The organism is Parageobacillus toebii NBRC 107807 (genome assembly GCF_003688615.2).
Classification (GTDB): Bacteria; Bacillota; Bacilli; order Bacillales; family Anoxybacillaceae; genus Parageobacillus_B; species Parageobacillus_B toebii.
In genome coordinates this window covers 3078237-3103136 of record NZ_CP049703.1, presented here as the reverse complement: position 1 = coordinate 3103136, position 24900 = coordinate 3078237, and the positions used below count along the sequence as shown (strand labels likewise).

31 protein-coding genes and 1 riboswitch are annotated in these 24900 nt (G+C 43.3%); of the genes, 25 read left to right on the top strand and 6 right to left on the bottom strand.

All coding sequences use genetic code 11. The features are described from left to right. Nucleotides 1-16 precede the first annotated feature (16 nt). From nagA to DER53_RS15825, 20 genes are all read left to right on the top strand, one after another. Nucleotides 17-1189, top strand: a complete 1173-nt coding sequence (gene nagA, locus DER53_RS15920) for an N-acetylglucosamine-6-phosphate deacetylase (protein WP_062752787.1) — start codon at nt 17-19, stop codon at nt 1187-1189. A gap of 17 nt (nt 1190-1206) precedes the next feature. Next, complete coding sequence (gene nagB, locus DER53_RS15915) at nt 1207-1962, top strand: glucosamine-6-phosphate deaminase (protein ID WP_062677605.1); 756 nt, start codon at nt 1207-1209, stop codon at nt 1960-1962. After that, the gene (locus tag DER53_RS15910; protein WP_062752785.1) at nt 1959-2702 is read left to right on the top strand and encodes a GntR family transcriptional regulator; all 744 of its coding nucleotides are present in this window, start codon (nt 1959-1961) and stop codon (nt 2700-2702) included. Before nagB ends, DER53_RS15910 begins: the two co-directional genes overlap by 4 nt. Before the next feature lie 157 nt (nt 2703-2859). Further along, complete coding sequence (locus DER53_RS15905) at nt 2860-3045, top strand: hypothetical protein (RefSeq protein WP_015864344.1); 186 nt, start codon at nt 2860-2862, stop codon at nt 3043-3045. 13 nt (nt 3046-3058) lie between these two features. Further along, the gene (locus tag DER53_RS15900) at nt 3059-3673 is read left to right on the top strand and encodes a PH domain-containing protein (protein WP_015864343.1); all 615 of its coding nucleotides are present in this window, start codon (nt 3059-3061) and stop codon (nt 3671-3673) included. Between the two features lie 130 nt (nt 3674-3803). Then, nucleotides 3804-4018, top strand: a riboswitch (cobalamin riboswitch). Nucleotides 4019-4147: 129 nt separating this feature from the next. Continuing rightward, nucleotides 4148-5104 carry an ABC transporter substrate-binding protein gene (locus tag DER53_RS15895; RefSeq protein ID WP_062752783.1) on the top strand — a complete coding sequence of 319 codons (957 nt, stop codon included), beginning with the start codon at nt 4148-4150 and terminating at the stop codon, nt 5102-5104. Next, the gene (locus DER53_RS15890) at nt 5070-6122 is read left to right on the top strand and encodes a FecCD family ABC transporter permease (protein ID WP_062752781.1); all 1053 of its coding nucleotides are present in this window, start codon (nt 5070-5072) and stop codon (nt 6120-6122) included. Before DER53_RS15895 ends, DER53_RS15890 begins: the two co-directional genes overlap by 35 nt. Further along, a complete protein-coding gene (locus DER53_RS15885; RefSeq protein ID WP_062752779.1) occupies nt 6122-7606 on the top strand; it encodes an adenosylcobinamide amidohydrolase in 1485 nt (494 codons plus the stop codon). The genes DER53_RS15890 and DER53_RS15885 overlap by 1 nt, the downstream gene beginning before the upstream one ends. After that, nucleotides 7603-8574 carry an adenosylcobinamide-phosphate synthase CbiB gene (gene cbiB, locus DER53_RS15880; RefSeq protein WP_062677595.1) on the top strand — a complete coding sequence of 324 codons (972 nt, stop codon included), beginning with the start codon at nt 7603-7605 and terminating at the stop codon, nt 8572-8574. The genes DER53_RS15885 and cbiB overlap by 4 nt, the downstream gene beginning before the upstream one ends. After that, on the top strand, nt 8531-9601 hold the full coding sequence (cobD, locus tag DER53_RS15875) for a threonine-phosphate decarboxylase CobD (RefSeq protein ID WP_062752777.1): 1071 nt from the start codon (nt 8531-8533) through the stop codon (nt 9599-9601). The genes cbiB and cobD overlap by 44 nt, the downstream gene beginning before the upstream one ends. Then, on the top strand, nt 9598-10158 hold the full coding sequence (locus DER53_RS15870; protein WP_062752776.1) for a bifunctional adenosylcobinamide kinase/adenosylcobinamide-phosphate guanylyltransferase: 561 nt from the start codon (nt 9598-9600) through the stop codon (nt 10156-10158). Before cobD ends, DER53_RS15870 begins: the two co-directional genes overlap by 4 nt. Continuing rightward, a complete protein-coding gene (gene cobS, locus DER53_RS15865; protein ID WP_062752774.1) occupies nt 10155-10943 on the top strand; it encodes an adenosylcobinamide-GDP ribazoletransferase in 789 nt (262 codons plus the stop codon). Before DER53_RS15870 ends, cobS begins: the two co-directional genes overlap by 4 nt. Further along, nucleotides 10901-11554, top strand: coding sequence for a histidine phosphatase family protein (locus DER53_RS15860; RefSeq protein WP_015864335.1), 654 nt, complete (start codon nt 10901-10903; stop codon nt 11552-11554). The genes cobS and DER53_RS15860 overlap by 43 nt, the downstream gene beginning before the upstream one ends. Beyond that, on the top strand, nt 11488-11904 hold the full coding sequence (locus tag DER53_RS15855; RefSeq protein ID WP_062752772.1) for a bifunctional adenosylcobinamide kinase/adenosylcobinamide-phosphate guanylyltransferase: 417 nt from the start codon (nt 11488-11490) through the stop codon (nt 11902-11904). The genes DER53_RS15860 and DER53_RS15855 overlap by 67 nt, the downstream gene beginning before the upstream one ends. A gap of 14 nt (nt 11905-11918) precedes the next feature. Then, nucleotides 11919-12494, top strand: coding sequence for a cob(I)yrinic acid a,c-diamide adenosyltransferase (locus DER53_RS15850; protein WP_062752771.1), 576 nt, complete (start codon nt 11919-11921; stop codon nt 12492-12494). Then, the gene (locus DER53_RS15845; protein ID WP_062752770.1) at nt 12491-12685 is read left to right on the top strand and encodes a hypothetical protein; all 195 of its coding nucleotides are present in this window, start codon (nt 12491-12493) and stop codon (nt 12683-12685) included. Before DER53_RS15850 ends, DER53_RS15845 begins: the two co-directional genes overlap by 4 nt. After that, on the top strand, nt 12678-13400 hold the full coding sequence (locus DER53_RS15840; RefSeq protein WP_121910064.1) for an AIR synthase family protein: 723 nt from the start codon (nt 12678-12680) through the stop codon (nt 13398-13400). The genes DER53_RS15845 and DER53_RS15840 overlap by 8 nt, the downstream gene beginning before the upstream one ends. Before the next feature lie 120 nt (nt 13401-13520). Beyond that, complete coding sequence (gene sigX / locus DER53_RS15835; RefSeq protein WP_062752768.1) at nt 13521-14069, top strand: RNA polymerase sigma factor SigX; 549 nt, start codon at nt 13521-13523, stop codon at nt 14067-14069. After that, nucleotides 14047-15189 carry a GerMN domain-containing protein gene (locus DER53_RS15830; protein ID WP_062752766.1) on the top strand — a complete coding sequence of 381 codons (1143 nt, stop codon included), beginning with the start codon at nt 14047-14049 and terminating at the stop codon, nt 15187-15189. Before sigX ends, DER53_RS15830 begins: the two co-directional genes overlap by 23 nt. A 268-nt stretch (nt 15190-15457) precedes the next feature. Beyond that, nucleotides 15458-16270, top strand: coding sequence for a histidinol-phosphatase (locus DER53_RS15825; RefSeq protein ID WP_015864328.1), 813 nt, complete (start codon nt 15458-15460; stop codon nt 16268-16270). A gap of 48 nt (nt 16271-16318) precedes the next feature. Here DER53_RS15825 and serA read toward each other — a convergent pair whose 3' ends face one another. From serA to DER53_RS15810, 3 genes are all read right to left on the bottom strand, one after another. Next, a complete protein-coding gene (gene serA / locus DER53_RS15820) occupies nt 16319-17896 on the bottom strand; it encodes a phosphoglycerate dehydrogenase (protein WP_062753200.1) in 1578 nt (525 codons plus the stop codon). Between the two features lie 184 nt (nt 17897-18080). After that, entirely contained in the window at nt 18081-18584 is a 504-nt protein-coding gene (locus DER53_RS15815; protein WP_015864326.1) for an inorganic diphosphatase, read from the bottom strand. Nucleotides 18585-18887: 303 nt separating this feature from the next. Further along, nucleotides 18888-19136 (bottom strand): ferredoxin, encoded by a 249-nt coding sequence (locus tag DER53_RS15810; RefSeq protein ID WP_011231729.1) that lies wholly within the window; start codon nt 19134-19136, stop codon nt 18888-18890. A 256-nt stretch (nt 19137-19392) separates the two neighbouring features. Between DER53_RS15810 and DER53_RS15805 the strand changes: the two genes are divergently transcribed. The 5 genes from DER53_RS15805 to DER53_RS15785 all read left to right on the top strand — a co-directional run bounded on the left by DER53_RS15805 (nt 19393) and on the right by DER53_RS15785 (nt 23674). Next, entirely contained in the window at nt 19393-20445 is a 1053-nt protein-coding gene (locus DER53_RS15805; protein ID WP_062752765.1) for a YpbB family protein, read from the top strand. After that, the gene (locus tag DER53_RS15800; RefSeq protein ID WP_062752763.1) at nt 20439-21935 is read left to right on the top strand and encodes a RecQ family ATP-dependent DNA helicase; all 1497 of its coding nucleotides are present in this window, start codon (nt 20439-20441) and stop codon (nt 21933-21935) included. The genes DER53_RS15805 and DER53_RS15800 overlap by 7 nt, the downstream gene beginning before the upstream one ends. 17 nt (nt 21936-21952) lie before the next feature. Next, nucleotides 21953-22558: a CPBP family intramembrane glutamic endopeptidase gene (locus DER53_RS15795; protein WP_015864323.1), complete on the top strand. Its 606-nt coding sequence runs from the start codon at nt 21953-21955 to the stop codon at nt 22556-22558. Next, nucleotides 22555-22911, top strand: a complete 357-nt coding sequence (locus DER53_RS17515; RefSeq protein ID WP_244319618.1) for a hypothetical protein — start codon at nt 22555-22557, stop codon at nt 22909-22911. The genes DER53_RS15795 and DER53_RS17515 overlap by 4 nt, the downstream gene beginning before the upstream one ends. A gap of 310 nt (nt 22912-23221) precedes the next feature. Next, complete coding sequence (locus tag DER53_RS15785) at nt 23222-23674, top strand: YpbF family protein (protein WP_062752762.1); 453 nt, start codon at nt 23222-23224, stop codon at nt 23672-23674. Between the two features lie 27 nt (nt 23675-23701). Here DER53_RS15785 and DER53_RS15780 read toward each other — a convergent pair whose 3' ends face one another. Genes DER53_RS15780 through DER53_RS15770 form a run of 3 tightly spaced genes read right to left on the bottom strand, consistent with a single transcriptional unit; the run spans nt 23702 to nt 24793 of the window. Then, nucleotides 23702-24271, bottom strand: coding sequence for a manganese catalase family protein (locus DER53_RS15780; protein WP_062752760.1), 570 nt, complete (start codon nt 24269-24271; stop codon nt 23702-23704). Between the two features lie 34 nt (nt 24272-24305). Beyond that, a complete protein-coding gene (locus DER53_RS15775) occupies nt 24306-24566 on the bottom strand; it encodes a spore coat protein CotJB (protein WP_015864319.1) in 261 nt (86 codons plus the stop codon). Next, on the bottom strand, nt 24563-24793 hold the full coding sequence (locus DER53_RS15770; protein ID WP_015864318.1) for a spore coat associated protein CotJA: 231 nt from the start codon (nt 24791-24793) through the stop codon (nt 24563-24565). The genes DER53_RS15775 and DER53_RS15770 overlap by 4 nt, the downstream gene beginning before the upstream one ends. Nucleotides 24794-24900 lie beyond the last annotated feature (107 nt).

The following is a 24900-nucleotide window of genomic DNA, read 5'->3' as shown; positions in this document are numbered from 1 at the left end:
GAAGGTGCAATAATCAGTGAAACGATGGTTGCTTAAAAATGCGGTCATATATGCGGAAACAGGAAAAATCGAGCAAGGATATGTGCTGACAGAGGGAGACAAAGTGATTGAAGTAGGGCCGATGTCCTCATGCCCAGCTTCTAGTGAAGCGGAGGTGATAGAGCTTGACCCAAGCTTCTCCGTTGTACCAGGGTTTATTGATGTCCATATCCATGGGGCATCTGGAGCCGATGTAATGGATGCGACAGACGAAGCGTTGCGCACAATGGCAAAAACATTGCCAAAGGAAGGCACAACGAGTTTTTTAGCGACGACGATGACCGCACCGATTGCGAATATTGAACGTGCTTTGCAAAACGTTTCGCAATATATATATAGCAGCAATCCACCCGGAGAAGCAGAGGTGCTTGGCATTCATCTAGAAGGTCCATTTATTTCTCCAAAACGAGCGGGAGCGCAGCATCCAAAAAATATTATTGAACCAAACATCGAACTATTTCAAAAATGGCAGAACATCGCGAATGGACATATTCGTCTTGTCACGCTGGCGCCGGAAGAAAAGAATGGATTGGCGCTTGCGGCATACTTAAAAGAAACTGGTGTCGTCGCCTCGATCGGTCATTCCGATGCGGTTTACGAACAAGTAACCGCCGCCATTCAATCAGGAGTGACCCACGCCACTCATTTATTCAACGGCATGCGCGGTATTCATCATCGCGAGCCGGGAGTTGCCGGAGCGGTTCTTATGCACGATGAAGTTGTATGTGAACTAATTGTCGATGGAATTCATGTTGCGCCGGAAATGGTCCGCTTTGCGTACAAAATGAAAGGCTGTGATGGTCTCATATTAATTACGGATGCGATGCGCGCGAAATGTCTCGGCGCCGGTATATATGAACTTGGTGGCCAAGACGTCATTGTTCAAGGAGAAAAAGCAACATTACGAGATGGCACATTGGCTGGAAGCATCTTAAAATTAGGCGATGCGGTGAAAAACATCATGTCTTTTACAGGCTGTACGCTGGAAGATATTATCCGCATGGCTAGCTGGAATCCGGCAAAGCAGTTAGGCGTTTCAGACAAAAAAGGAAGCATCCGCGCCGGGAAAGACGCTGATCTTGTCGTATTAGACGAACAGCATCATGTTGTGATGACGATATGCCGTGGTAAACTTGCCTATTCAAAATAAAAAAGGGGGATCGGACGATGAAATTAATTGAAGCAGCCAACTACGAAGAGATGAGCCAAAAGGCGGCTGACATCATTATTGCCCAGGTAAAGGAAAAACCTGATTCCGTTCTTGGTCTTGCTACGGGATCGACAATGCTTGGCACATATAAACAATTAGTCGAGGATCATCGCCAAAATGGAACATCTTATCGAAACGTTCGTACGGTCAATTTAGATGAATATATTGGTTTGTCACCCGATCACCCGAACAGCTATCGTTACTATATGAATCAACATTTATTTTCCCATATCGATATCCCGCTTTCGCAAACATATATTCCAAATGGAGCAAGCGATGATGTGGAGGCGGAATGTCGACGCTATGAACAGCTAATTGAAAGTTTGGGAGGAATTGATTTACAGCTGTTAGGAATTGGAAGAAATGGACATATCGGTTTTAATGAGCCGGGGACATCGTTTTCGGCACCGACGCATGTAGTCGAGCTGGCGCCGTCAACACGGCAAGCGAATGCCCGCTTTTTTCCATCTTTAGATGATGTACCGCGCCAAGCGATTACAATGGGAATCGCAACGATTATGAAAAGCCGTCATATATTGCTATTAGCGTCAGGAACGGCGAAAGCGCCAATTATGGCGAAGCTGTTCGAAGAAACCGTGACTACCGATGTGCCGGCATCGGTGCTTCATACTCATCCGAACGTCACGGTAATTGCTGATCAAGATGCATTGTCGCTTGTACCAGATGAAAAACGAAAGGTGTATGCAAAATGATTAGCAAAAACTCACCGCTTCCTATCTACTATCAATTAGAGCAAGGAATTAAAGAAATGATCGAAAAAGGGCAGCTCAAGCCGGGAGAAATGATTCCGTCCGAGCGGGAACTGGCAGAAACATACGATATTAGCCGAATGACTGTTCGACAGGCGATCAATAACTTAGTGAATGATGGATATTTAGTAAGAAAACGCGGCAAAGGAACATTTGTTGCCGCGACAAAAATCGAACAGCCGCTGAAAGGGCTTACAAGTTTTTCGGAAGATATGCGCGCGCGTGGCATGGAACCTGGAACAAATGTGCTCGATTTCAACATTGTTCCTGCCAGTACGTCGTTAGCACAGCTGCTCGACGTCCGCGAAGGAGCGGATCTTTACGAAATCCGCCGCGTTCGTCTTGCCGACGGGCTGCCGATGGCACTCGAAACATTATATATTCCATGTATGCTTGTTCCTCGGTTAACCCGCGAAATTGTAAGCGGTTCCGTTTATGATTTTATTGAAAAAGAATTAGGGTTGGCCATTCAATCGGGCGTGCAAATAATTGAAGCTTCCGTCGCCCGCAAGATGGAGGCGGAGCTGTTGCAAATAAAGGAAGGTGCGCCTGTATTGCTCATGCAGCGCAGAAGTTATTTAAATAACGGACGGCCTCTAGAAGTCGTCAAATCGGTTTACCGTGGCGACCGCTACAAATTGACGATTGAGATGGAACGCTGGAGCAAAACGGCTCGGTTTTGATTTTGCCTGCCTAACCAAAAATCCGAAAAGCCATACGTATATTCCCATGGCAAGATCGCCGCTGCGATAAAATGAACGACATTTTTATGCCATGAATGAAACTTGTGGTTCTTTTGTTACGTATATTTTTAATAAGAATAAAAAGGAGGAAAATCACATGTTTTCCCGGTCTCCAACTTGTTCCGTCTGCGGGAAGCCGATTGAAAAAAATGAACCGATCTATGTGCGCATGAGGTATCCGGTGTACAGAGGAATGGTAGAAATTAAGGCTTTCCTTCAGCAAGAAGGGACCATTATTTGCGATGGGTGTTTCTCGCAAAAAACAAATAATCATGAAAAATGAGAGGAGCTATACTATGTTTGGAAAAGTCGCTGCCGATGTGCTTGGATTAAGCGATATCGGCTCGGTTATTAAACCGGAAAACTATGATAAAGTCGATGCCGATGATTACGTGATGCATGAAGACGGGGAAAAGATTTATTTCTTAATTAAATCGAAGTCGGATGAGTATTGCTTTACCAATAAAGCGCTTATTCATTTGGATGGCACGAGCGCAACAAGCAAAAAACGCGTGTTGCGCCGCTATGATTATTACAAACATACGATTTCCGATGTGTCGCTCGAAACGGCAGGCACGGTCGATTTAGATGTGGAGATTAAGTTTAAAATCGGCGCCCATGCCTATTCGATTGACGTCCATAAAAAGCATTTAGAAGAACTAAAAGATTTATATAAATCGCTGCTCGCCATCTCTGAGCTTTGCCATGAAAACAAAACGAAGCTCGAGTACGCGCATAAAAGTTTGGAATTGACGGCAAACGTATTCGGGCAAGTGAAAAGTGACACAAATAATTTCGTTGCCGATTTCAAAGCGGTGAATGAACTTGCGTTTCAATGGCTCGTTGACGCGAAAACAAAATATACGGTGAAAGACTTCGGCTTTGTGTTTGAACGGTATATTAATAATTAATTGCATTGTAACCCCCGAATCGCTAAAAGTTCGGGGGTTTTAATGAATTGAAAACAATGAAACTTTGAATTTTTTATTGCCAAACGATCTTTCTTCCTTTAATATTATAACTGTCAATTGTTCGACAATTTTATACAATAGCGGCAAGGTGCCGAATGGAGCGATTCGCTCCTAATGGCTTAATAGGGAATCTGGTGAAAGTCCAGAACTGTCCCCGCAACTGTAAATGCTGACGAAATGAAATCGCCACTGTACGGTGGAATGGCAAGCGCCGTTTGCCGTATGGGAAGGTTCAGAGTAGGATGAAGCATGAGTCAGTAGACCTGCCTTGTTCGCTTATAGTTTCCTATCTTCGGGGGGTGAGATGAGGAAACGGCAACGGTGGCTGCCTTCGTGTATACATATTGCCGTTTCTCGCTCATTCCGAGTTAGGAATGAGTTTTTTTATTTTACATAAAGAAGGGGGAACAAAAAATGAAAAAATGGAAACAGTATGTCATGTTGCTCGTATTCATCCTTACATTTGGCTTCTTGTTTGGATGTAATGGAGAGAACGCAAGCAAAGAGCCTGCAAAAAAAGAAGAACCGAAAACGGAACAAGCGGCGTTTCCGGTAACGGTAAAAGATGGATTAGGCGAGGATGTAACGATACAGTCTGAGCCAAAAAAAATCGTTTCCTTAATTCCGAGCAACACAGAGATTGCCTATGCGTTGGGATTAGGAGACAAAATCGTTGGCGTCAGCGATTTTGATAACTATCCGGAAGATGTAAAAAATAAGGAAAAAATAGGCGGCTTAGAGTTTAATGTAGAAAAAGTTATTTCGTTGAAGCCAGATTTAGTACTTGCCCATGCGTCTAGCGCACATAACTCGAAAGATGGGCTTCAGCAATTAAGAGATGCGGGTATTGCTGTATTGGTTGTCTATGACGCGAAAACGTTTGATGATGTATATCATTCAATCGAATTAATTGGCAAAGCGACAGGAACTGCGGACAAAGCACAAGAAATCATCCAAAATATGAAAACAAAATTAGAAGCTATAAAAGAAAAAGCAAAGCAAATTAAAGAGGAAGATCAAGCAAAAGTATGGGTCGAAATATCACCAGCTCCAGAAATTTATACTGCTGGAAAAGGAACGTTTATTGATGAGATGCTCCAGGCGATCTCCGCGAAAAATGTCGCCGGTGATTTAGAAGGGTGGCCGATGGTTACGGAAGAAAAAGCGGTCGCGTACAAGCCGGATGTCATTATTACAACATACGGCGGAGCGAAGCAAGTGTTGGACCGTCCTGCTTGGAAAGATGTCCCGGCGGTGAAAAACAAACGGGTGTATGATGTAAATACAGACTTAGTAAGCCGTCCAGGTCCACGTTTGATCGAAGGAGTAGAGGAACTTGCAAAAACAATTTACCCGGATATTTTTAAGTAATATATGGATGTATGCAGTTGCAATAACGGTCGTTATTACTTCGCTCTTGCTGGGGATATCGATAGGTTCTCTATCGATTCCCTTTTCTACTATTATCAAGATTATTTTTTCGATCTCGTTTGGGTTGCCGTTGCCCGGCGATGTTCCCGATGATCTCGTGCAAATCGTGATGGCGATCCGCCTTCCACGCGTTGTGCTTGCGTTTCTTGTCGGGGCGTCGCTGGCGGTCGCGGGAGCTGCGTTTCAAGGGCTGTTAAAAAATGCGCTTGCCGATCCGTATACGCTCGGCGTGTCGTCAGGTGCTTCCGTTGGTGCTGTTTTTGTCATTTTCTTCGGTATTCAATTGCCGTTATTTGGTACATTTACGCTTCCTATTGTCAGCATTATATTTGGCCTTGTGACGCTCGTGCTTGTTCTTTTATTTACACGAGCGGTGGAGCGAAAAATGTCCGTAGAGACCATCATCTTAGTTGGAATTATGTTCGGGGCGTTTTTCAGCGCGCTTATTTCCTTAATGATTGCGCTAACCGGAGAAGAATTGCGGCAAATTATTGCATGGCTGATGGGGAGCGTAGCGATGCGCGGCTGGAAATATACGATGATGATGCTTCCGTTTTTTCTCATCGGAGTGATCATGCTGCTTTTTAATGCGCGCGAACTGAACGCTTTTGCGTTTGGGGAGTCGGCCGCTATGCATATCGGGGTCGATGTGTTGAAGCGAAAAGTGATGATTTTAACCGGTGCTTCGTTGCTAACCGGCGCGGCGGTGTCTGTTTCCGGAACGATCGGTTTTGTCGGATTGGTCGTTCCACATATGGTTCGCCTCGTCTGTGGTCCGAACCATCGTCTTCTGTTGCCGCTTTCCCTATTGTATGGCGGTGCCTTTCTCGTTCTTACTGATTTATTGGCACGCACGATTATTTCGCCGAGAGAATTGCCAATCGGCGTAATTACCTCATTGATTGGCGCACCTTTATTTGCACTACTATTTTTTCGAAGAATGCGAAGAAAGACGTGATGAATGTGCTTGAAGTAAACCATGTTTCTTACCACTATCATCGTAAACAAGTGCTTCATGATGTAACGTTTACCGTAGCAAAGGGAGAAGTATTTGGGATTTTAGGGCCAAATGGGAGCGGGAAAACGACCTTATTGAAACTGTTAAGCAAGGAGTTGTTATTACAAAACGGAAGCATAACAGTAAACGGCCGGCCGCTTCGTTCTTTTTCGCAAAAAGAATGGGCTCGTTTTGCCGCGGTGCTTCCGCAAACGGTTGATGCGGCATTCGGATATACGGTAAAAGAAACAGTGGAACTTGGAAGATATGCCCATCAAAGCGGTCTATTTCCGACATGGACGGAAGAAGATGAACAAGCGGTGAAAACAGCAATCGAAGAAGTTGGGCTAATGGAAAAAGCAGAAGAAGGGATTGACCGTTTGAGTGGGGGAGAACGTCAGCGCGTTTATTTAGCAAGAGCGCTTGCGCAGCAGCCTCAGCTTTTATTGCTAGACGAACCGACCAATCATATGGACATTACCCAGCAAATGAAGCTATTGGACCAGCTTGTCCGCTCGGCGAAGGAAAAAGCGTTAACGGTTATTGCGATTTTTCATGATATTAACATCGCTAGTTTATATTGTGACAGGCTTTTAATGTTAAAAAACGGGGAGGTAGTCGCGCTAGGGACGCCGGAAGAGCTGATGGAACCTGAGATTTTCCGTTCTGTATTTCACGCGTCCGTAAGCAGGCAAGCACATCCGACCGTCTCTAAACCGCTTATGGCGTTTTTACGGGAATGGAAATTTCCGATATTACAACATAACGAACTGCGCGAACGATTCGCGTGGACAATGTTGGAGGACTGCGTCGTTGTAACCGCAACCGAGCCGCTTAAGGTGTTATCTTCCGCGCTTGTCGGATCAGGCTTTCAATGGGCGACTCATTTTGTCAATCGTCAAGTTTCAAAAGATTATGATTGCGAAGATGCGGAAACGGAAATGAAACATTATTTACGGCGCCGCGGCTTTCCCGTCCAAAAAACGATTGGAATGATGACCGCTGTTTCTGTCGAAGATGCCGTCTGCATGTATGAGAAACATGATGCGTTTTCTGTATGGACCGTTGTTACCGCTGGAGTAGGAAATGCCGTTGATGCCGCACAAGCGTGGAAACGAGAGGAATTAAGCCAAAAAGTCGGCACGATTAACATTATGGTATTTATCGACGGAACGTTGACGGATGCCGCTTATGTGCAGGCTTTAATGACGGCGACGGAAGCAAAAACAAAAGCATTATACGATGAAAAAATTGTCGATCCTGAAACAAGCACCTATGCAACAGGAACATCGACGGATTGCATCGCGATTGCCGCGACACAAACGGGAGCAACGTTTCCTTATGCTGGAACGATCACACCGATTGGAAAAGCGATCGGGCGAACCGTTTATGAAGCGACAAAGGAAGCCCTTCGCCGTTATAAACAGCGGAGGGAATCATTGTGAGTCATCTTTTGGCGATTGCTCTGGCGCTTGTGTTGGATTGGTTGTTTGGCGATCCTCGTTGGCTTCCGCACCCCGTGCGTGGAATCGGATCATTCATTTCCTTTTTCGACAAACGGCTTAATCAAGGGCGATATCGGCGCATGAAAGGGATTATTACCGTCGCGGCCGTAGCAGGAATGGTTTACTGCCTGGCGTCTCTTGTTGTATATATCAGTTATTCTCTTTCATGGATATTTGGCGTTATGATGGAAGCGGTCCTTATTTTTACGACGATTGCGACAAAAAGTTTACAAGAAGCTGCCTGGAATGTGCTTATTCCTTTAGAACAAGGAAAAATCGAAAAGGCCCGCCGCGAATTAAGCATGATTGTCGGCCGGGATACAGAAAATCTTGACGAACCGGAAATTGTGCGCGCTTGTGTAGAAACGGTGGCGGAAAATACGAGCGATGGAATTACCGCGCCGTTGTTTTACGCTTTCATCGGCGGGGCTCCATTGGCGCTTTTTTATCGGGCCGTAAATACGTGTGATTCGATGCTCGGCTATAAAAATGAGGCGTATCGCGAATTCGGTTGGGCGTCAGCGCGTTTGGATGATGTGGTCAATTATGTGCCTGCTCGTCTTACGGCGATGGTGATGATATTTATCCATAGCGGAAAGCGACTTCGTCATTGCTTGCGGGTGCTTTTTCGCGACGCTCGCAAACATCCAAGTCCAAACAGCGGATGGCTAGAATCGGCGATGGCGGCGCTTTTAGGCGTGCAGCTTGGCGGAACGAACACATATAACGGAATCGTTTCGCACCGGCCGACGATCGGCGATCCGCTCGTTCCGCTAAAAAAAGAACATATTCGCCATGCAGTGCGGATTATGCTCGTTACGGTTTTATCGTTTGCGATATTGCTGTTCATAGGAGGGATATTGATTGAATTTGCCAGCACATGGAGCAAATCCCCGCCAATTATATGAGCATCTTGGGATTCCAATTCCAGAAACTTACGTTGATTTTAGTGTCAACACAAATCCATATGTATTGCCGCTGTCGCTTTGGCCGAAACAAGCTGATTTTTGCGGTTGGGCGATGGAATATCCAGACCCGGATGCTTCTTTATTAGTTGATTTACTTGCGCGTATCGAAGGAATCGCACCGGAGCAAGTGCTGATTTCCAACGGCGCTTCGGAATGCATTCATTTGCTAGGACAATTATTTTCACGGAAACGAATTGGAATTGCGGAACCGACGTTTTCTGAATATCGCTGCGCTTGTGAGGCTCACCATTGTAAGATCGTTTCGATTGTCTCGAATGAGGAAAGCAACTGGAAATATAATCTAAGTGAGTTAACAACGTTATTAGGGGATGTTGATGCTTTCTTTTTATGCCATCCAAACAATCCAACCGGAACGGTGATGACGGAAGAAGATCTATATGCGTTGCTTGTGGCAGCGGAGAAGGCAGAGACATTTGTTGTCATCGATGAAGCGTTTTATCATTTTTGGATCGATGGCTTTACCGCATTGCAGTGGGTGAACGACTTTTCCCATCTGATCGTTTTGCGTTCATTAACGAAAATCCATCATTTAGCCGGGGCGCGTATCGGCTATATGGCTGCCAATAAGGAAGTCATTGCGCAAGTAAAAGCATTGCAGCCGCCATGGAGCGTAAGTAGACTTGCCCAGCAGCTGGCGTTGCATTTTTTGCCGATGAACGAGTTTGTCGCACAAACAAAGCGGATGATTGCCAGTGAACGGGAGCGAATAACGACGATATTAAGCGAATATGGGTATTATGTTTCGCCATCGGTCGTTAATTTTTATTTATTACGGTTGCCAAACCGTTCCACAGAAGCGCTGCTTTATCATTTATTACAAAAAGGGATTGTGCCGCGCCATACGATGAATTTCCGCGGCCTTGACGGCCATTATTTGCGTTTAGCGGTGAAGACGGAGGAAGAAAACGATCAATTGCTGCATGTGCTGAGGCGGTGGGCGCAATGATCGTGTTTATTAGCGGGGGTGTCCGAAGCGGAAAAAGCCGAATTGCTGAAACTTATGTACAAAAGCTGGCAACTCCAGAAAGTTCTTTACACTATATCGCAACGGCACGAGCGTCTGATGACGAAATGAAACAGCGGATTGATCATCACCAAAAGCGGCGAAAAAAACAACCGATGAAGTGGATCACATGGGAACAGTCGGTGCGGCTTGATAAACTGATTCCTGTTTTTACAAAAAGCGACGTTGTTTTGCTTGATTGTATAACGAACTGGCTTGCTAACGAATTGTTTGCTGATGAAAGCTGGCAAAAGGAAGCAAACTGTTTTCATAAGGCAAGACAAATGTGGATTGTGTTACAGCAATTAGAAAAAGCGTGCAAGGCGTTAATCATTGTCTCGAATGAATTATTTTCTGGAGGAGTCCCGGATGATTTAGGGACATATCATTTTATGAAAACGCTTGGGTGGCTTCATCAACAAATTGTCGCAAACGCTCAAATCGCCATTTTGGCGCAGAATGGCATAGCTGTTGTGAAAAAAGGAGAATCATTGTCATGAAAGCGGTTTGGAGCGGGTTTTTATTGTCTGTTCAATTTTTAACGGTGATTCCTATTCGGAAGCAGATTGATTGGAACGATGCCACGGCACGCTGGTCTGTCCGCGCATTTCCGCTTGTCGGTGCGCTGATTGGCGTTATCGAAGCAGTTACGTATTTCATGTTTTCTTCGTTTTCTTCTCTTTCGCCATTGTTTCTTGCGCTTTCCCTCATGTGGCTATCTATTTGGATTGCAGGCGGATTGCACGCGGACGGTTGGATGGATGTAAGCGATGCGTTTTTTTCGTATCGGGATGTAAAGCGGCGTCAAGAAATCATGAGCGATTCGCGTGTTGGAGCGTTTGCGGTATTATCGATTTTGTTTTTGCTTTCATTTCGCTTTTTATTTATGTTTGAAACAATATGTTCCGATTTTGATATATTCCTTATTGCCGTTATTCCGGTGTTGTCGAGAACGGCGATGGCATGGCTGCTTATTTATGGAAAACCAGCAAAACAAACTGGCATGGCCGCTGCTTTTCGGGAACATGCCGATCGTTACGATGCGCATGTTGCAATGATTATTGGCAACTGTTTGCTCGCGTGTTTATGCGCCATCCATTTTTCTGTTTGGAAAACCGTTATATTTTTAGCGTGTGGGACAATATTTGCTGTTTTCGTTGCACGTTTGTTTTTTGAAAAACAATTTGGCGGCATTACCGGTGATGCGCTTGGGGCGTTTGTCGAAGGAGTGGAGACGTGGCTATGGTGTATGATTTGGCTATTACGTTCATACGTCATGGTATGACGCCGGAAAATGAAGCAAGACGATATATCGGGCATACGGATGTACCGCTTGCAGAGCAAGAAAAAGCGCGGCTTCTTAAAGCAGACTTGCAGCTTTTTGCGCCTGTTGATTTGCTTGTATCAAGCGATTTGCTGCGGTGCCGGCAAACGTGTGAGCTGTTGTTTCGAAGTTATTCCGGCGCGAAATTCGAAATGGCGCAATGGCGGGAAATGCATTTTGGCGACTGGGAAGGAAAAACGTTTTTGGAGTTGAAAGAAATAAAAGAGTATCAAAAATGGTTGAATTCCCCGCTTTCGACTGTTCCTCCCAACGGGGAAGGCTATCAACAATTTCAAACAAGAGTGGAGCAAGCGTTGGAACAAACGATCATACTTGCCGAGAAAACAAATGCGAAACATGTCGCCGTCGCCACGCATGGCGGCCCGATTCGTTACGTATTGGAGCGCTACGCTCCGCAAGAACGGTCGTTTTGGGAATGGGCGGTGCCATTTGGCGGCGGGTATACACTGCAATCGACGCTCGAGAGGTGGAAGGAGAAAAAACGATGCATTTCATTGTCGGAGGTGCTTTTCAAGGAAAACGAAAATGGGCGTGCACTTACTACCGAATAACAGAACGGAAAGATGTCGTTTGGTATAACGGATATGAATGCGAATATGGCGAGCCAGATGCGAATATACTCGAACGAATCGTTGTGATGGAAGGATTGGAGGCAGCGATTCGGTGTATTCCAGATTCAGCTTATTGGAAACGCATGTTTCAAATATGGCATGAGTGGGAACGACAAAGTTCTGGACGAACGGTTGTGTGGATTGGTTCCGACATTACGCAGGGGGTTGTCCCGGTGGAAAAAGAAGAACGATTATGGCGCGATGTAACCGGCTGGTGTTACCAGCAATTGGTTCAGCTTTGCGACCGCGTCGATCGTGTTTGGTGCGGATTAGCAGAACGAATGAAATAAGGGGGAGAAACGATATGAGACTATATACGAGAACAGGTGACAAAGGAAAAACGAGTTTAATCGGCGGACGTGTCGATAAAGATCATCTGCGTGTGGAGGCGTACGGGACGCTAGATGAAGTAAATTCATTTGTCGGGCAGGCGATGACGCTGTTAAATGATGAGAAGTTTCAAGACATTTACGCTGAATTGCAAAAAATTCAACATGAATTATTTGATTGCGGCGGCGACTTGGCCATTGTGAATGGGAAGATTCCGTACAAAGTAACGGCAGATATGGTGACATTTTTGGAAACGCGCATCGATGAATATGTGAAAGAAGCTCCGCCGCTTGAAAAATTTATTTTGCCTGGCGGCTCTAAAGCTGCGGCGGCGCTTCATGTCGCCCGCACGGTAACAAGAAGAGCAGAACGGTGCATCGTGTCATTAAGCAAAGAGGAGCCGATTAATAAAATTGTATTGCAATACGTGAATCGTTTATCTGATTACTTTTTTGCTGTCGCCCGCGTCATTAACGCGCGTTTGGGAGTAAAAGACGTCGAATATGAACGGAGCGCGATCGTGTTTCGGGATAAGGAGGGGAAAAAATGATAGGAAGCCGGAAACAATTTGCCGCGACAATTGTGTTGATTAGTTTATCGGTGATGGGTAAAGTGTTTGTTTTAGCGATTATTCCTTCTTTGGCTATTGCAACACTTGCAAACATCATCGTTTCCTCACTCGTTATTCCGGTGCTTTGGAGATGGACAATCATGGAATCGGAGAAGATGCCACGTGCGTGATGTATTGTTTATACCTTTTTATGATGGCATAGAGTTAGTGGTTGCGGCGGATGGTTCGGCAGCAATTGGAGAGAAAGAGAAGGATGTTGTACACGCTCCATATGATGTCGTTTCGTATTTTGCTGCGCGCGTTGCATTCATGGAAGTATTGAGTGTTGGAGCGAAGCCGCATGCCGTGGTACTGCAAAATTTTGTGCATGATGAAGCGTGGGAAACACTTTGCAATGGCATCCGCAGGACGTGTCAAGAATTGCATATAGACATTCCGGTCATCGGGAGCAGTGAAACGAATTTTCCAACGTTGCAGTCCGCTGTTGGAATAGTGGTTGTCGGTACGGTACAAACAGAGCGAAAACGGGTCGGAATAACACCAAAAGATGCAAAATTTGCGGTAATCGGCGAGCCGCTTGTTGGAGATGAAGTATTGAAGCGTAAGGAACGTATGCTTTCTCTTTCGTTATTTCAAGCACTATTGAGACAAACGTATGTTTATGAAATTGTCCCGGTTGGTTCAAAAGGAATTTATTATGAATTGCAACAGTTGCTTCAGGACAACGGTCTTTCCTCTTTCTCTTGTTCCTGCTCGTTGCCGCTTTTTGCTTCATCCGGTCCGGCTACTTCTGTATTAATAAGCTATGATCCTCATATGGAAGAAGAAATAAAGAAGATGGTAAAAGATTTATTTTTTTTCGATCGAATTGCGCTTATAGATTAGTAGAGATGAAAGGGAAGAATATTCCGTAAATATTCTTCCTTTTTTTGCGAAGAAACTTTATGATAGTTGTAACGAAACGATTGTTCTATCGACAGATGTAGTAGAATGGGAGGAGAAAGGATGGACTCCGTTTTTGAGGAGTTGTACGAAAAGTATCATGATGACATTTTTAATTTTTTATTTTATATGGTACGAAATCGAGAACAGGCAGAAGATCTCGTTCAAGAAGTATACATAAAAGTATTGCGTTCGTATAAGCGATTTAAGGGGGAAAGCAGCGAAAAAACGTGGCTGCTATCGATTGCTCGCCATGTGGCAATCGATTTTTTTCGCAAACAAAAAAGCTGGCGGCGGAGAGTGTCAGAAAAATTCGATTGGAACGATGATCAGCTTTGTGATATGCATCCACTCCCGGAGGAAATTGCGATTCAAAAAGAAGAAATTCAACGGATGTACCGTTGTTTAGAGCGTTGTACCATTGATCAGCAACTTGTCATTGTACTCCGCTTTATTCAGTCACTATCGATCGCAGAAACAGCAGAAACGTTAGGATGGACGGAAAGCAAAGTAAAAACAACGCAACACCGGGCATTAAAAGTATTAAAAAAGTATATGGAGGAAGAAGCGGCGAAAGGAGGAAAACAACATGAAAAAATTTCGGTGGAATGACGAATGCCTCCAATATACGTTGCAACAAATGCCGATGATCAAAGATCATCGTTCGAAAGAAGAAGTGTACCGACAATTGATGAAAGCAAGAAAAACAGCACGTTTGAAAGCGTGGTTTCTTCCATCGTTTGCTTCGATCGTTGCAGTCATGATCGTTGTTGTCATTAGTGTGCACAGCCTCCCGTTTACCAAACAGACAGAAGAAAAATCGGATAAATCTGTCATTACGTTGCAAGCTGATCAGCGTTCCAATATGAGTCAACCGCTTTTGTCAGCAAACCAATACAGCGAGTTTCCATCGCACATTGTTACAAAAGAAGCTTTGAATGATCAAGATGTTGCTGTACTAGGGCTTCCCGACCAGCAGTCTCAAATCGTGATTCCGATTAGCGTGCCAGTCCCAAAGCATGAGTCGGTAAAACGGCAGCTAGAAACGGCCAAAACACAAATTGATGAACAAAAATGGGGAGTCTCGAAACATTTGCTTAATGGGGTAACGATGGTGCCTTCTCGTGAAAGCAAACGAGTTTGGCTTGTTTATGTTTCGAAACAACATCCGGTTTTTTTGGAAGGAAGAGTGAGTGAGTCGCTGTTTTTATCCAGTATTGAAGAAACCATTCGATGGATGGGTGGCAAGAAAATTCGCTTTTTTACGGGAAATAAAGAAGGGATGAAACTAAGTCATAAAGGATATATAGAATCGATGGAAATTCCAAAAAAGAAGCGGGCGTATTATTTATATCAGCTCAGTTCGTCGCATCCTGTATATCTCGTTCCGTCCCCCCAACATTTCCCAACATTTCACAAAGCGTTAAGACAAATGCAAAAAGATGCTAGTGCATCACTGCGATCAACGATTCCGCGGGGAGTGCAAATTGAGAAAGTAGATGTGCAACAGGATCACGTCGTTGTTCAATTTACTGAGGATTCAAAGCTTGATGTATCGCCATCGTTATGCTGGATGGTGGAAGCAATTTTACTTACCGCTAAGGAGTTTGGTTTTCGCTCGGTGACGTTTATGGGGGGAAATGTAAAACAGATCGGTCCATATATATTTGGCAAGAAGATTGATGTACCCGTTGGCCCAAATCCGATGATGGCGACTTTGCATACAAGATAAGGGAGGGCAGTATTTTTTAATGTCAATGAAGTTCTATTTGTTTTTTTTTTGACATAATACTATATGGTGTAAAAATAACAAGGAGGGATGAGCGACGATGGGTGATGTGGTGAGACGATTGCTTGTAGTGGCGGGAATGGCCGTTTGCATTCGGTTATTATTTATGGTAGGGTTAACTGGTTAACGTTTCGAAAATTCGTGAAAATCGTTGTCCTCTCGCATTTTCATACGATATAATGATAGAAACATAGTGGGAGGCGATTTGTGAATGTTAACAGACTACCATAACCATCTAGAACGCGGAACGCTGACATTGGACTATTTGCGGCAATTTACCGATGAAGCGGCGCGGAAAGGAATTCAACATTTCGGTATATCCGAACATGCCTATCATTTTTATCAAACGAAAAATATTTTATCGAATCCATGGGTAGACGAACGTCGCTATTATGATATGGCAGATTATGTCCGTCTTTTCCATGAGGCGTGGGATGCCGGAATTGATGTAAAAATGTCTATCGAAATGGATTATACGCCAGGAAAACATGAAGAGATGGCGGCGTTTATTCGATCATATGAGTTTGATTATGTCATCGGTTCCATTCACTGGATCGATGATTTCGGCATTGACTTAGCGGAATATCGAAAGGAATGGGAACGCCGGGATTTGTACGATACATATCGCAAATATTTTGACCAAGTCGTTACTTTAGCCGAGTCGAACTTATTTGATATTATCGGTCATATAGATCTGGTCAAAATATTTAAATATGTTCCGGAGGATGAGGAATTTTTATTAGAGCAATATGATCGTGCCACAACAGCGCTTGCGAATTCCAAAACATGTGTGGAAATCAGCACTGCTGGACTCCGCAAGCCAGTCGGTGAGCTATATCCGGATAAGCGGCTGTTGCAAATGTGCTATGATAAGGGAATTCCGATTGTGCTTTCGTCTGATGCGCACGTTCCAGAGCACGTGGGGGCGGATTACGACAAGGCGATTGCGCTGGCGAAAAGCGTCGGCTATACGGAGCTGATGACGTTTCAAAAAGGGGAGCGTAAAGCGGTGCCGCTTGGATAAGAGAAAAGCAACGGAAAAAGGAATGGGAAATTCCCATTCCTTTTTTGCTTATGAAACTTCTAATCTTTTTACCGTTTCAATATCTTCAATTTCAGCTAATTTCTGAAGTAAAGCGTCATCAATCGGTTTATCTAACGAAAGCATCATAATTGCCTTTCCACCTGCCTGCTCGCGTCCGACTTGCATTGTAGCGATATTTACTTGATGTTCGCCGAGGACGTTTCCGACCTTTCCGATCATTCCTGGTCGGTCTTGATGCTGGATGTAAAGAAGATGTCCATCTGGTGCAAAATCAATCGTAAATCCATCGAAGTGAACGATGCGGTCTCCATAGTTTGGAATGTGCGAGCCTTTAATCGTAAACGTTCTGTTTTCCCCGTGTACGGTAAGGGAAATGCAATTTGCGTAACCATATGTTTCATCGGAAAATTTTTCTCCATACGTAATGCCGCGTTCTTTTGCGATCATGGCGGCATTCACTTCGTTAACCGTCGAAGCGACGCGCGGCCGTAAAAATCCAGCGAGCAAGCTGCGAGTGATATATGTTGTTTCTAAATCGGCAACCGTTCCCGCATAGGTTACGGATAGTTCTTGGACAGGAATATTCATATATTGTGATGCGATCGTGCCCATTTTTTTCGCTAAATTGTAGAATGCTTGAATTTTTTCATATACGTCTTTAGACAATGTTGGTAGATTAATAGATGATGTAACTGGTTTTCCTTCTAAAAAGTGTAATATTTCCTCGGCAACTTGTGTAGCAACATTGAGCTGCGCCTCTATAGTCGAAGCACCAAGGTGAGGGGTGACAATCACATTATCAAACGCAAAAAGCGGATGATCGCCTGGCGGTTCTTGTTCGAATACGTCGAGAGCTACCCCTGCAACATGGCCGCTTTGAAGAAATGGAATTAATGCTTGTTCGTCAATAATACCGCCGCGGGCACAGTTGATAAGGTATACGCCCTTTTTCGTTTTGGCCAAATTTTTTTCGCCAAGAAGCCCCTTTGTTTCTTTAGTTAATGGGGTGTGTACGGTAATAATATCAGAGCAAGCAAGCACTTCATCAAGTGTATGGATCGATACACCAAGTTTTTCCGCCCGTTCTTTTGTTAAAAATGGATCATATACGTGAACCGTCATGCCGAATGCGCGCGCGCGTTTGGCTACTTCGGATCCGATGCGGCCAAATCCGATAATTCCTAAATGTTTTCCTTGCAACTCTGTTCCAACGAACGCGGAACGATTCCACTCCCGGGATTTCACAGAAACATGTGCTTGCGGAATATGGCGCACAAGCGCAGCCATCATAGCAAATGTGTGTTCAGCAGCAGAAATCGTATTTCCGTTTGGAGCATTAATAACGACAATCCCGCGCTTCGTTGCTGCTTCCACATCAATATTGTCAACTCCCACACCAGCGCGCCCGATGATTTTTAAATTTGGCATTTTGGAAAGGAGTTCTTCTGTCACTTTCGTAGCGCTGCGAACAAGCAAGGCGTCAAATTCATGAAGTTGTTCTTCTACTTCTGTTACCTTTTTTTGTACGATTTCAATTTGTTCGGATTTTCGTAGTGGGGCTAATCCTTCTTCGCTAATTGCGTCGGAAACTAAAATGCGAAACACGGTGGTGAGCTCCTTTCTTTTTTCAAGGATTTTAAATTTCTGATAATTTAACATAATAAATTACCATCTGTCAATGATATGATAAGAAGTCATACCAATGTAAACGTTTTTATTATGAAATGTTCGGATTTTCCTGAATAAGAAACGCCCAAGTCGTCAACCGTTCACTTGGGCGTCTTTTCTGTTATTTATTTTTTTGTTCGTTGTAGCGAGCGATGCATTCATCAATTAGTTTAGCGGCAGCTTCTGGACCTTCCCACGAGCCGATTTCCGTCCGTTTCCCTTCCAAGTCTTTATAGCGTTCGAAGAAATGGGCGATTTCTTTTAATTTATGCTGCGGAAGATCTTCGATGCTGCGTACTTCATCGAAACGCGGATCTTCGACAGGAACACCGATTAATTTCGCATCCTCTTCACCGCTGTCAATCATATTTAAATAACCGATGACACGTGTGTCGATCACACAGCCAGGGAACGTTGGATTTGTGGTGATGACTAAAATGTCAAGCGGGTCGCCGTCTAAAGCGAGCGTGTTTTGCAAATATCCATATTCTGCCGGATAAAACATTGGAGAGTATAAGACGCGGTCTAGTTTGAAAATGCCCCGTTCTTTGTCAAATTCGTACTTGTTTTGGCTTCCTGTCGGAATTTCGATAAATGCTTCGACAACTTTATTTTCAAATGCCACAACATTTTCCTCCCTTTATATGTATGTATGTGTTTCTATTATAGAATAGATGGTAGAAGTATAGCAACTATGTAAATATAACTCAATGTTTCGTTCTTTCGATCAACAAATTTTTCAACAGTCGACAAAATCTCATTAAAATATGACGGTGGATTTCAGCAAAACATGATTGGATGATCTTGTTTTTGTGCAGGAGCGGGTAATCGATCCGTTATTGCTTAAGTGGACGGCAATAGAGGCTTCATTCAGATCATTTCCATAAAAAACCCTCTTGCATTTTGCATACAAGAGGGTGTATTTTTATTAATCAAATTTATTTGGATCGCCATCAAACGGTTCGTCTGCAACCTTAATCGATTCCGTTGGGCAGCCTTCGAATGCATCCATCATGTCATCGATAAGAATTTCTGGCACTTCCACGATGCCTTGGTTGTCATCTAGTGTTACGTATGCAATGCCATCTTCATCGTAGTCATAAATATCCGGAGCTGCGGCACCGCACGCACCACATGCAATACATGTTTCCTTATCAACAATCGTATATTTTGGCATAAATAAAAACCTCCTCAAATTCTATTTCAAACGGACTGTCATCTCCGTGTTGTATACTCGGAAATGAGCTTTCACTTCTTATAATAAGACTGTTTCCACAACTTTTCAATACAAAAAATATTACACCGATATTTTTAAACATACATTTCCCATTATGCATTTTTTCTAGATGAGAAAAACTTTGTGTGAGAAACGAAGAGAGTATTTCTGCTACAATGGATGTATATCAAAGTGTTTCAATAAAGGAGCGGCGCGAATGAAAGGTGGGTATGCTTCGTTTCTTGTTTTATTTTGTTTGCACCGTTTCAGCGGGGAGCGGTCTTTATCCGCGATATATCATCTATTTACCGGAAAAAAGTCGTCACAAACGTTACAAGATAGTAAATGGTTTCAGTTAGAACCATTTTTCGGAGTGTGGAAAGAAGTTACGTTAAACGATGTCGAGGCAGCAACGCAACAGTTGTTCGAAAACGGCTTGATTTCCCCTGTACAAAACCGTTCTTATATACTGACGGAAGCTGGAAAAAAGCAGTTAGACGAACAGTTGCATCAAGTGTTTTTTCCGGTTCATATAAACGGATGGCGGTATCACGCCACAGAAAAAACGTTTTGGTATCGGTTGTCCTTGCTTGTTCAAACGTTATCGAACGTGCTCCATCGAACCCGTTTTGAACCGATTCATCGCCATGAGGAAACATTGATTTGGGTAAAGAATTACTTATTATCGCAAAAAAGGACAGTGCATGAATTAGCGCAAACGCTTTATAAAGAAATATATGACATTCTTTCTTCCGTTTCGGAAGAAGAGGCGACGGTGTTTACATTGCGCTTAACGAGTTTTGAGCGAATTGGCTGGACAAATGAGCAAATCGCTTCCTATTTGCAAAAAGATCCAGTATACGTTCGGTTTCAATTCCAAAATGTATTGCATTATATGATGGCTAGAGCGGAATCAAAACGTTCATCCGTTTTATATGAATTGATGCATGATTTATCGCTGCCGATACCATTAACGTTTTCGACACAAAAAACGTATGAATGGCTATTGCGTGGAAAATCGATCGAAGAGATCGCTAAGCTGCGCCGTTTAAAAAGAAGCACCATTGAAGACCATGTGGTGGAAATTGCGGCGAATATTCCTCATTTTTCTATTCAACCGTTCATCAATGAGAAAAGAGCGGCAAAAATTATTGAAACGGTACGAAAATTACGGACGCGGAAATTAAAGGTGATTCGTGACGCTATCGATGACGATGTCAGCTACTTTGAAATTCGCCTCGTATTAGCAAAGGAAGGAGAAATGTGGTGACATTAGAACAGTTGCTTCAAGAAAAATTCGGCTACTCCTCTTTTCGAAAAGGACAACGGGAAATTATTGAAGACATTTTGCGCGGATATGATGTATTAGCAATGTTGCCGACTGGTGGGGGAAAATCACTTTGTTATCAGCTTCCCGCATATGTATTGCAAGGCAGCGTGTTAATTATTTCGCCGCTCGTTTCGCTGATGGAGGACCAAGTGCAGCAGCTTCGCCAACGTGGAGAAAAGAGAGTCATCGCATTTAATAGTTTTTTAGAAACAGAAGTAAAGATCAAAGCACTTGAGCGGCTTCATGAATTTCGGTTTATTTATGTTTCCCCGGAGATGCTGCAGTCGGAACGATTGCTTCGCGCTTTAATGAATATCCGTATTTCCTTATTTGTAGTTGATGAAGCACATTGCATTTCCCAGTGGGGTTACGATTTCCGTCCTGATTTTTTAAAGCTGGGAGAAATTCGTAAGCGTCTTGGCACTCCAACTTGTCTGGCGTTAACAGCCACCGCACCGCCTGAAGTGATGGATGATATTGTACATATTTTGCAGCTCCAGCCTCTTCGTCGGCATATTCATTCTGTTGACCGGCCTAATATCGCCATCAAAGTGGAGAAAACGGACTTTATCCATGAGAAAGTAAGCAGGCTGCTTGATTATGTAAAAGTGCTAGAAGGACCTGGGTTAATTTATTTTTCAAGCAGGCAATGGGCGGAAACGATGGCGCAGAAGCTGCAAGAGGAAGGAATTGAGCGAGTCGCCTATTATCATGGAGGAATGGATTCCGAACAGCGAATGCTTGTTCAGCAACAATTTTTACGTGACCAATTGGAAATTGTATGCTGTACGAATGCATTTGGCATGGGAGTAAATAAAGAAAATATTCGTTTTGTCATTCATTTTCACATGCCTGGTCAGATAGAGGCTTATTTACAGGAAATCGGCAGAGCCGGCCGCGATGGAAAAAAGAGCATTGCCATTTTACTATATACCAATGGTGACGAGAGCATGGTACAATCTCTTATGGAAACGGAATTGCCGGACGATGTGCAAGTAAAACAATTATGCGAAAGCTTATTATATGGTGTAACTCCGGATCGTTTAGAACAGCAAATGAATGCATGCTCGTTAACAGATGTGCAAAAACGGATTTTAACGTATTTTTTCGAAGCGGAAGGAATCATTTCTTCCAAGCGGTTGCTTACGGAACGGGATGTTGCTTGTTTATATCAGACATTGATGAAGTATATCGAGACGCGCAGGCAATGGAAGCGAAAAAAGCTGCGGGAAATGATGAGTTGGGTGTTGCATCGTTCATGCCGGCGTGAGGCGATCGTTCAGGCGTTTCAACAGTCATTGGAGAGAAAGCCAGATTTATGCTGCGACCGATGCGGATTTCCGCTCGAGAGCTACTTGCGCATGGAGAAAGAGGATAAAGATCTGCATTTCCATGGCTGGAAAGCGGAATTAAAGCGAATTTTCTTTTAAAGCGAGGCGTGTCTAGAATGAGGCGGCAAAGTGAACAAATCCGCATGATGGACGATCGTGAAGTACTCATTCATTTATATTTTACTCAGTTATTGTTAATTGTCGTATCAGCAATCATCGGATTTTTTCTTTTTGATCTTTCGACATTCCAAAAAATTTGGCATTTTGATGTTGCCACGGTGTTAAAGTATGGCGGCGGAAGTGCAATGATTGTATTGGCCATCGATTTTTTATTGATGCGTTATTTGCCGGAACATTGGTATGATGATGGAGGAATTAACGAAAAAATTTTCCAAAACCGGTCGATTCCGCATATCTTTTTTTTATGTTTATTGATCGCTTTTAGTGAAGAACTATTGTTTCGTGGAGTGATCCAGACGCATTTTGGCTTGTTTATTGCCAGCATCGTGTTCGCTTTGTTGCACGTGCGCTATTTAGAAAAGTGGTTTTTATTTGGGATGGTCGTATTGTTAAGCTTTTTTCTTGGATATATTTATCAACGGACAAACAGTCTTTGGGTCACCATTTTTGCTCATTTTCTTATTGACTTTATCTTGGCGATCGATATTCGTCTTCATTATGTCCGCAACATGAAAGAGGGAGACGGGAGTGATAATGTGTGAATCATGATCAAGCAGAATCATTGCGCGAATTAGTGGAACAAAGAGACGAAATGGTGCAGCAAGAAGATGTATTATCGCTTCCATCGCGCAGGGAGGTGCATAGACAAAAGAAATCAAAAAAACGGGTGAAATGGAAGTTAAAATATCCGCTTATTCGCTTGTTAGCACTATTTTTTATTTTACTTCCGATTTCGATGTTAAGTATTTATTATGCAAATGATGATTCAAAAACAGTGACTGTTGTAACACGCAGTGAGACGGGCAGCTACGAACAAATTGACATTGCTCCTGCTGAGGAAAAGGCGGCGCCGCCATCAAGCGAGCCAAGCTCGCAAAAAAAAAGATCGGCCTGAATCAGACGCACAAAAAGAAAATAAAGCTTCGGATAAGCAAAAAAAGCAAAAGATTATTACACATACAGTCCAAGAAAATGAAACATTGTACAGCATTGCGATGAAATATTATCAAAGTGATAAAGGAATGGAAATGATAAAAAAATGGAATCATTTAAAGAGCGCACAGCTTCATAAAGGACAAGTGCTGCAAATTCCGGTGATGGACGCTGAAAAGTAAGGAGGCGTACCATCACTTTTTTGTTCTACCTAAATGGGCTCGTACATACGTTTATAATAGAGGTCAGTGAAAAAACGAGGGGATCCGGCCGTGAGCAAAGTATTTTTCGCACAGCTTCATATTGATGAAGTAACAAAACAAATGCTGCTTGGAGTGATTGAAAAGAAGCAAAAATGGGAACGTTTGAAGAAACGGGTCCTGTCTTTGCAGATTGTCACTTTAGGTGGATTTGCGGTATTTTTCGCATATGTTTTATTTTATCTGATTTTTCCCAGCGGTACATTGACTGCGTTTATTAAGATGTTTTTAGAAAAAACAGTGCATTTGTATATATTATTATTGTTGTTTACATTGTATTGGGCCATTTTATATTACAAAAAAAAGTGCGATAAAGCAGAAGAAGAATTTCATTCGCTTCGCTGTGAAATCATTCAAAAAAGCGCCGATTTATGGAAAGAAGAGCAGCAATGGAAAGAGCGCCATAAATTGTTTGAGATCATGAAAAAGGAGTACGACATTAATTTGTATTTTGAAAATAGCTGAATGGTACTCCATTCAGCTATCTTTCGATTAAAAAAATTTCTTGCGGTCGCGCTCTTCTTTTAAAATTTCGACTGCTTCGCGAAAACGCTGGGCATGAATGATTTCACGTTCACGTAAAAAGCGAAGCCCATCGTTTAAATCTGGATCATCGCTCATATTAATAATCCATTGATAGGTTGCCCGCGCTTTTTCTTCGGCAGCGATATCTTCATATAAATCGGCAATTGGGTCTCCTTTCGCTTGAATGTATGTCGCCGTAAATGGAACTCCAGCGGCATTATGATAAAATAAAGCGCGGTCATGATCGACATAGTGTGCGTCAAGACCTGCTTCTTTCAGCTGTTCTAGGGTGGCGTCTTTTGTTAATTTGTATACCATTGTCGCAATCATTTCCAAATGAGCTAATTCTTCGGTTCCAATATCTGTGAGCAAACCGACTACTTTATCAGGGATGGAGTAGCGTTGATTTAAATAACGAAGCGCAGCGGCGAGTTCTCCATCCGCACCTCCATACTGTTCAATTAAATATTTCGCCAATTTTGGGTTGCATGTGCTGACACGAACAGGATATTGCAATTTTTTTTCATAAATCCACATCGTCATTTCCTCCCTTTACAGCGAGTTGTTTTTGCTATACTTGCCAAGGCCAAGGAGAATCATTCCAATTCCACGGATAATTGGAATAGCTGTTTCCATATTGCTGAAGTGGACCATAACAGGATTCAAACTGTTTTTTCAGTTGTTTCCGTTTTTGCGCAAGCTGGTTAAATTGCTGGATGGCTTGGTAGTCAGTAGGATGGGTGTCGAGGTATAACGTTAAGTCGACGAGGGCAAAATCAACCGCTTGGAGCTGTTCTAAAAGTTCATAGTATTCTTTTGGCAACTGTTTCATTGGTAATCACCTTTAGTTTTCATTTCATAAGGACCATAATATGGATCATAAAAAATTTTCCAAAGGGTTCCTTTTTTTAACGCTTCATGCAATGGGAATTGCGGCAAGTTTGGCGGCTGAAATCCGACATATTGATTTGGAGCGGTGACATAGGTTTTGACGCGAATTGGCGGGCAAGGGTCAAATGGGCTTACATAAGGTTCGTATTGCTTTCGTGTTGTGAACATAAGAAACCTCCTTTTTGGGCAGAACTTCAGTCTATATTTATGACCATTGCGTTTTGTTCATGACTTCTTTTTTCGGTGAATACATGTAAGAAAAAAGGGAGGAAACA

Bases quoted from the DNA above. Each gene is read 5' to 3' on its own strand.
- DER53_RS15825 (WP_015864328.1), top strand. From the start codon at position 15,458: ATGTTAACAGACTACCATAACCATCTAGAACGCGGAACGCTGACATTG.
- DER53_RS15870 (WP_062752776.1), top strand. From the start codon at position 9,598: ATGATCGTGTTTATTAGCGGGGGTGTCCGAAGCGGAAAAAGCCGAATT.
- sigX (WP_062752768.1), top strand. From the start codon at position 13,521: ATGGACTCCGTTTTTGAGGAGTTGTACGAAAAGTATCATGATGACATT.
- DER53_RS15895 (WP_062752783.1), top strand. From the start codon at position 4,148: ATGAAAAAATGGAAACAGTATGTCATGTTGCTCGTATTCATCCTTACA.
- DER53_RS15845 (WP_062752770.1), top strand. From the start codon at position 12,491: ATGATAGGAAGCCGGAAACAATTTGCCGCGACAATTGTGTTGATTAGT.
- DER53_RS15775 (WP_015864319.1), bottom strand. From the start codon at position 24,566: ATGAAACAGTTGCCAAAAGAATACTATGAACTTTTAGAACAGCTCCAA.
- DER53_RS15805 (WP_062752765.1), top strand. From the start codon at position 19,393: ATGAAAGGTGGGTATGCTTCGTTTCTTGTTTTATTTTGTTTGCACCGT.
- cobS (WP_062752774.1), top strand. From the start codon at position 10,155: ATGAAAGCGGTTTGGAGCGGGTTTTTATTGTCTGTTCAATTTTTAACG.
- DER53_RS15905 (WP_015864344.1), top strand. From the start codon at position 2,860: ATGTTTTCCCGGTCTCCAACTTGTTCCGTCTGCGGGAAGCCGATTGAA.
- DER53_RS15855 (WP_062752772.1), top strand. From the start codon at position 11,488: ATGCATTTCATTGTCGGAGGTGCTTTTCAAGGAAAACGAAAATGGGCG.
- DER53_RS15850 (WP_062752771.1), top strand. From the start codon at position 11,919: ATGAGACTATATACGAGAACAGGTGACAAAGGAAAAACGAGTTTAATC.
- DER53_RS15780 (WP_062752760.1), bottom strand. From the start codon at position 24,271: ATGTGGATTTATGAAAAAAAATTGCAATATCCTGTTCGTGTCAGCACA.
- DER53_RS15795 (WP_015864323.1), top strand. From the start codon at position 21,953: ATGAGGCGGCAAAGTGAACAAATCCGCATGATGGACGATCGTGAAGTA.
- DER53_RS15900 (WP_015864343.1), top strand. From the start codon at position 3,059: ATGTTTGGAAAAGTCGCTGCCGATGTGCTTGGATTAAGCGATATCGGC.
- DER53_RS15830 (WP_062752766.1), top strand. From the start codon at position 14,047: ATGAAAAAATTTCGGTGGAATGACGAATGCCTCCAATATACGTTGCAA.
- nagB (WP_062677605.1), top strand. From the start codon at position 1,207: ATGAAATTAATTGAAGCAGCCAACTACGAAGAGATGAGCCAAAAGGCG.
- DER53_RS15885 (WP_062752779.1), top strand. From the start codon at position 6,122: ATGAATGTGCTTGAAGTAAACCATGTTTCTTACCACTATCATCGTAAA.
- DER53_RS15770 (WP_015864318.1), bottom strand. From the start codon at position 24,793: ATGTTCACAACACGAAAGCAATACGAACCTTATGTAAGCCCATTTGAC.
- DER53_RS15810 (WP_011231729.1), bottom strand. From the start codon at position 19,136: ATGCCAAAATATACGATTGTTGATAAGGAAACATGTATTGCATGTGGT.
- DER53_RS15910 (WP_062752785.1), top strand. From the start codon at position 1,959: ATGATTAGCAAAAACTCACCGCTTCCTATCTACTATCAATTAGAGCAA.
- DER53_RS15860 (WP_015864335.1), top strand. From the start codon at position 10,901: ATGGTGTATGATTTGGCTATTACGTTCATACGTCATGGTATGACGCCG.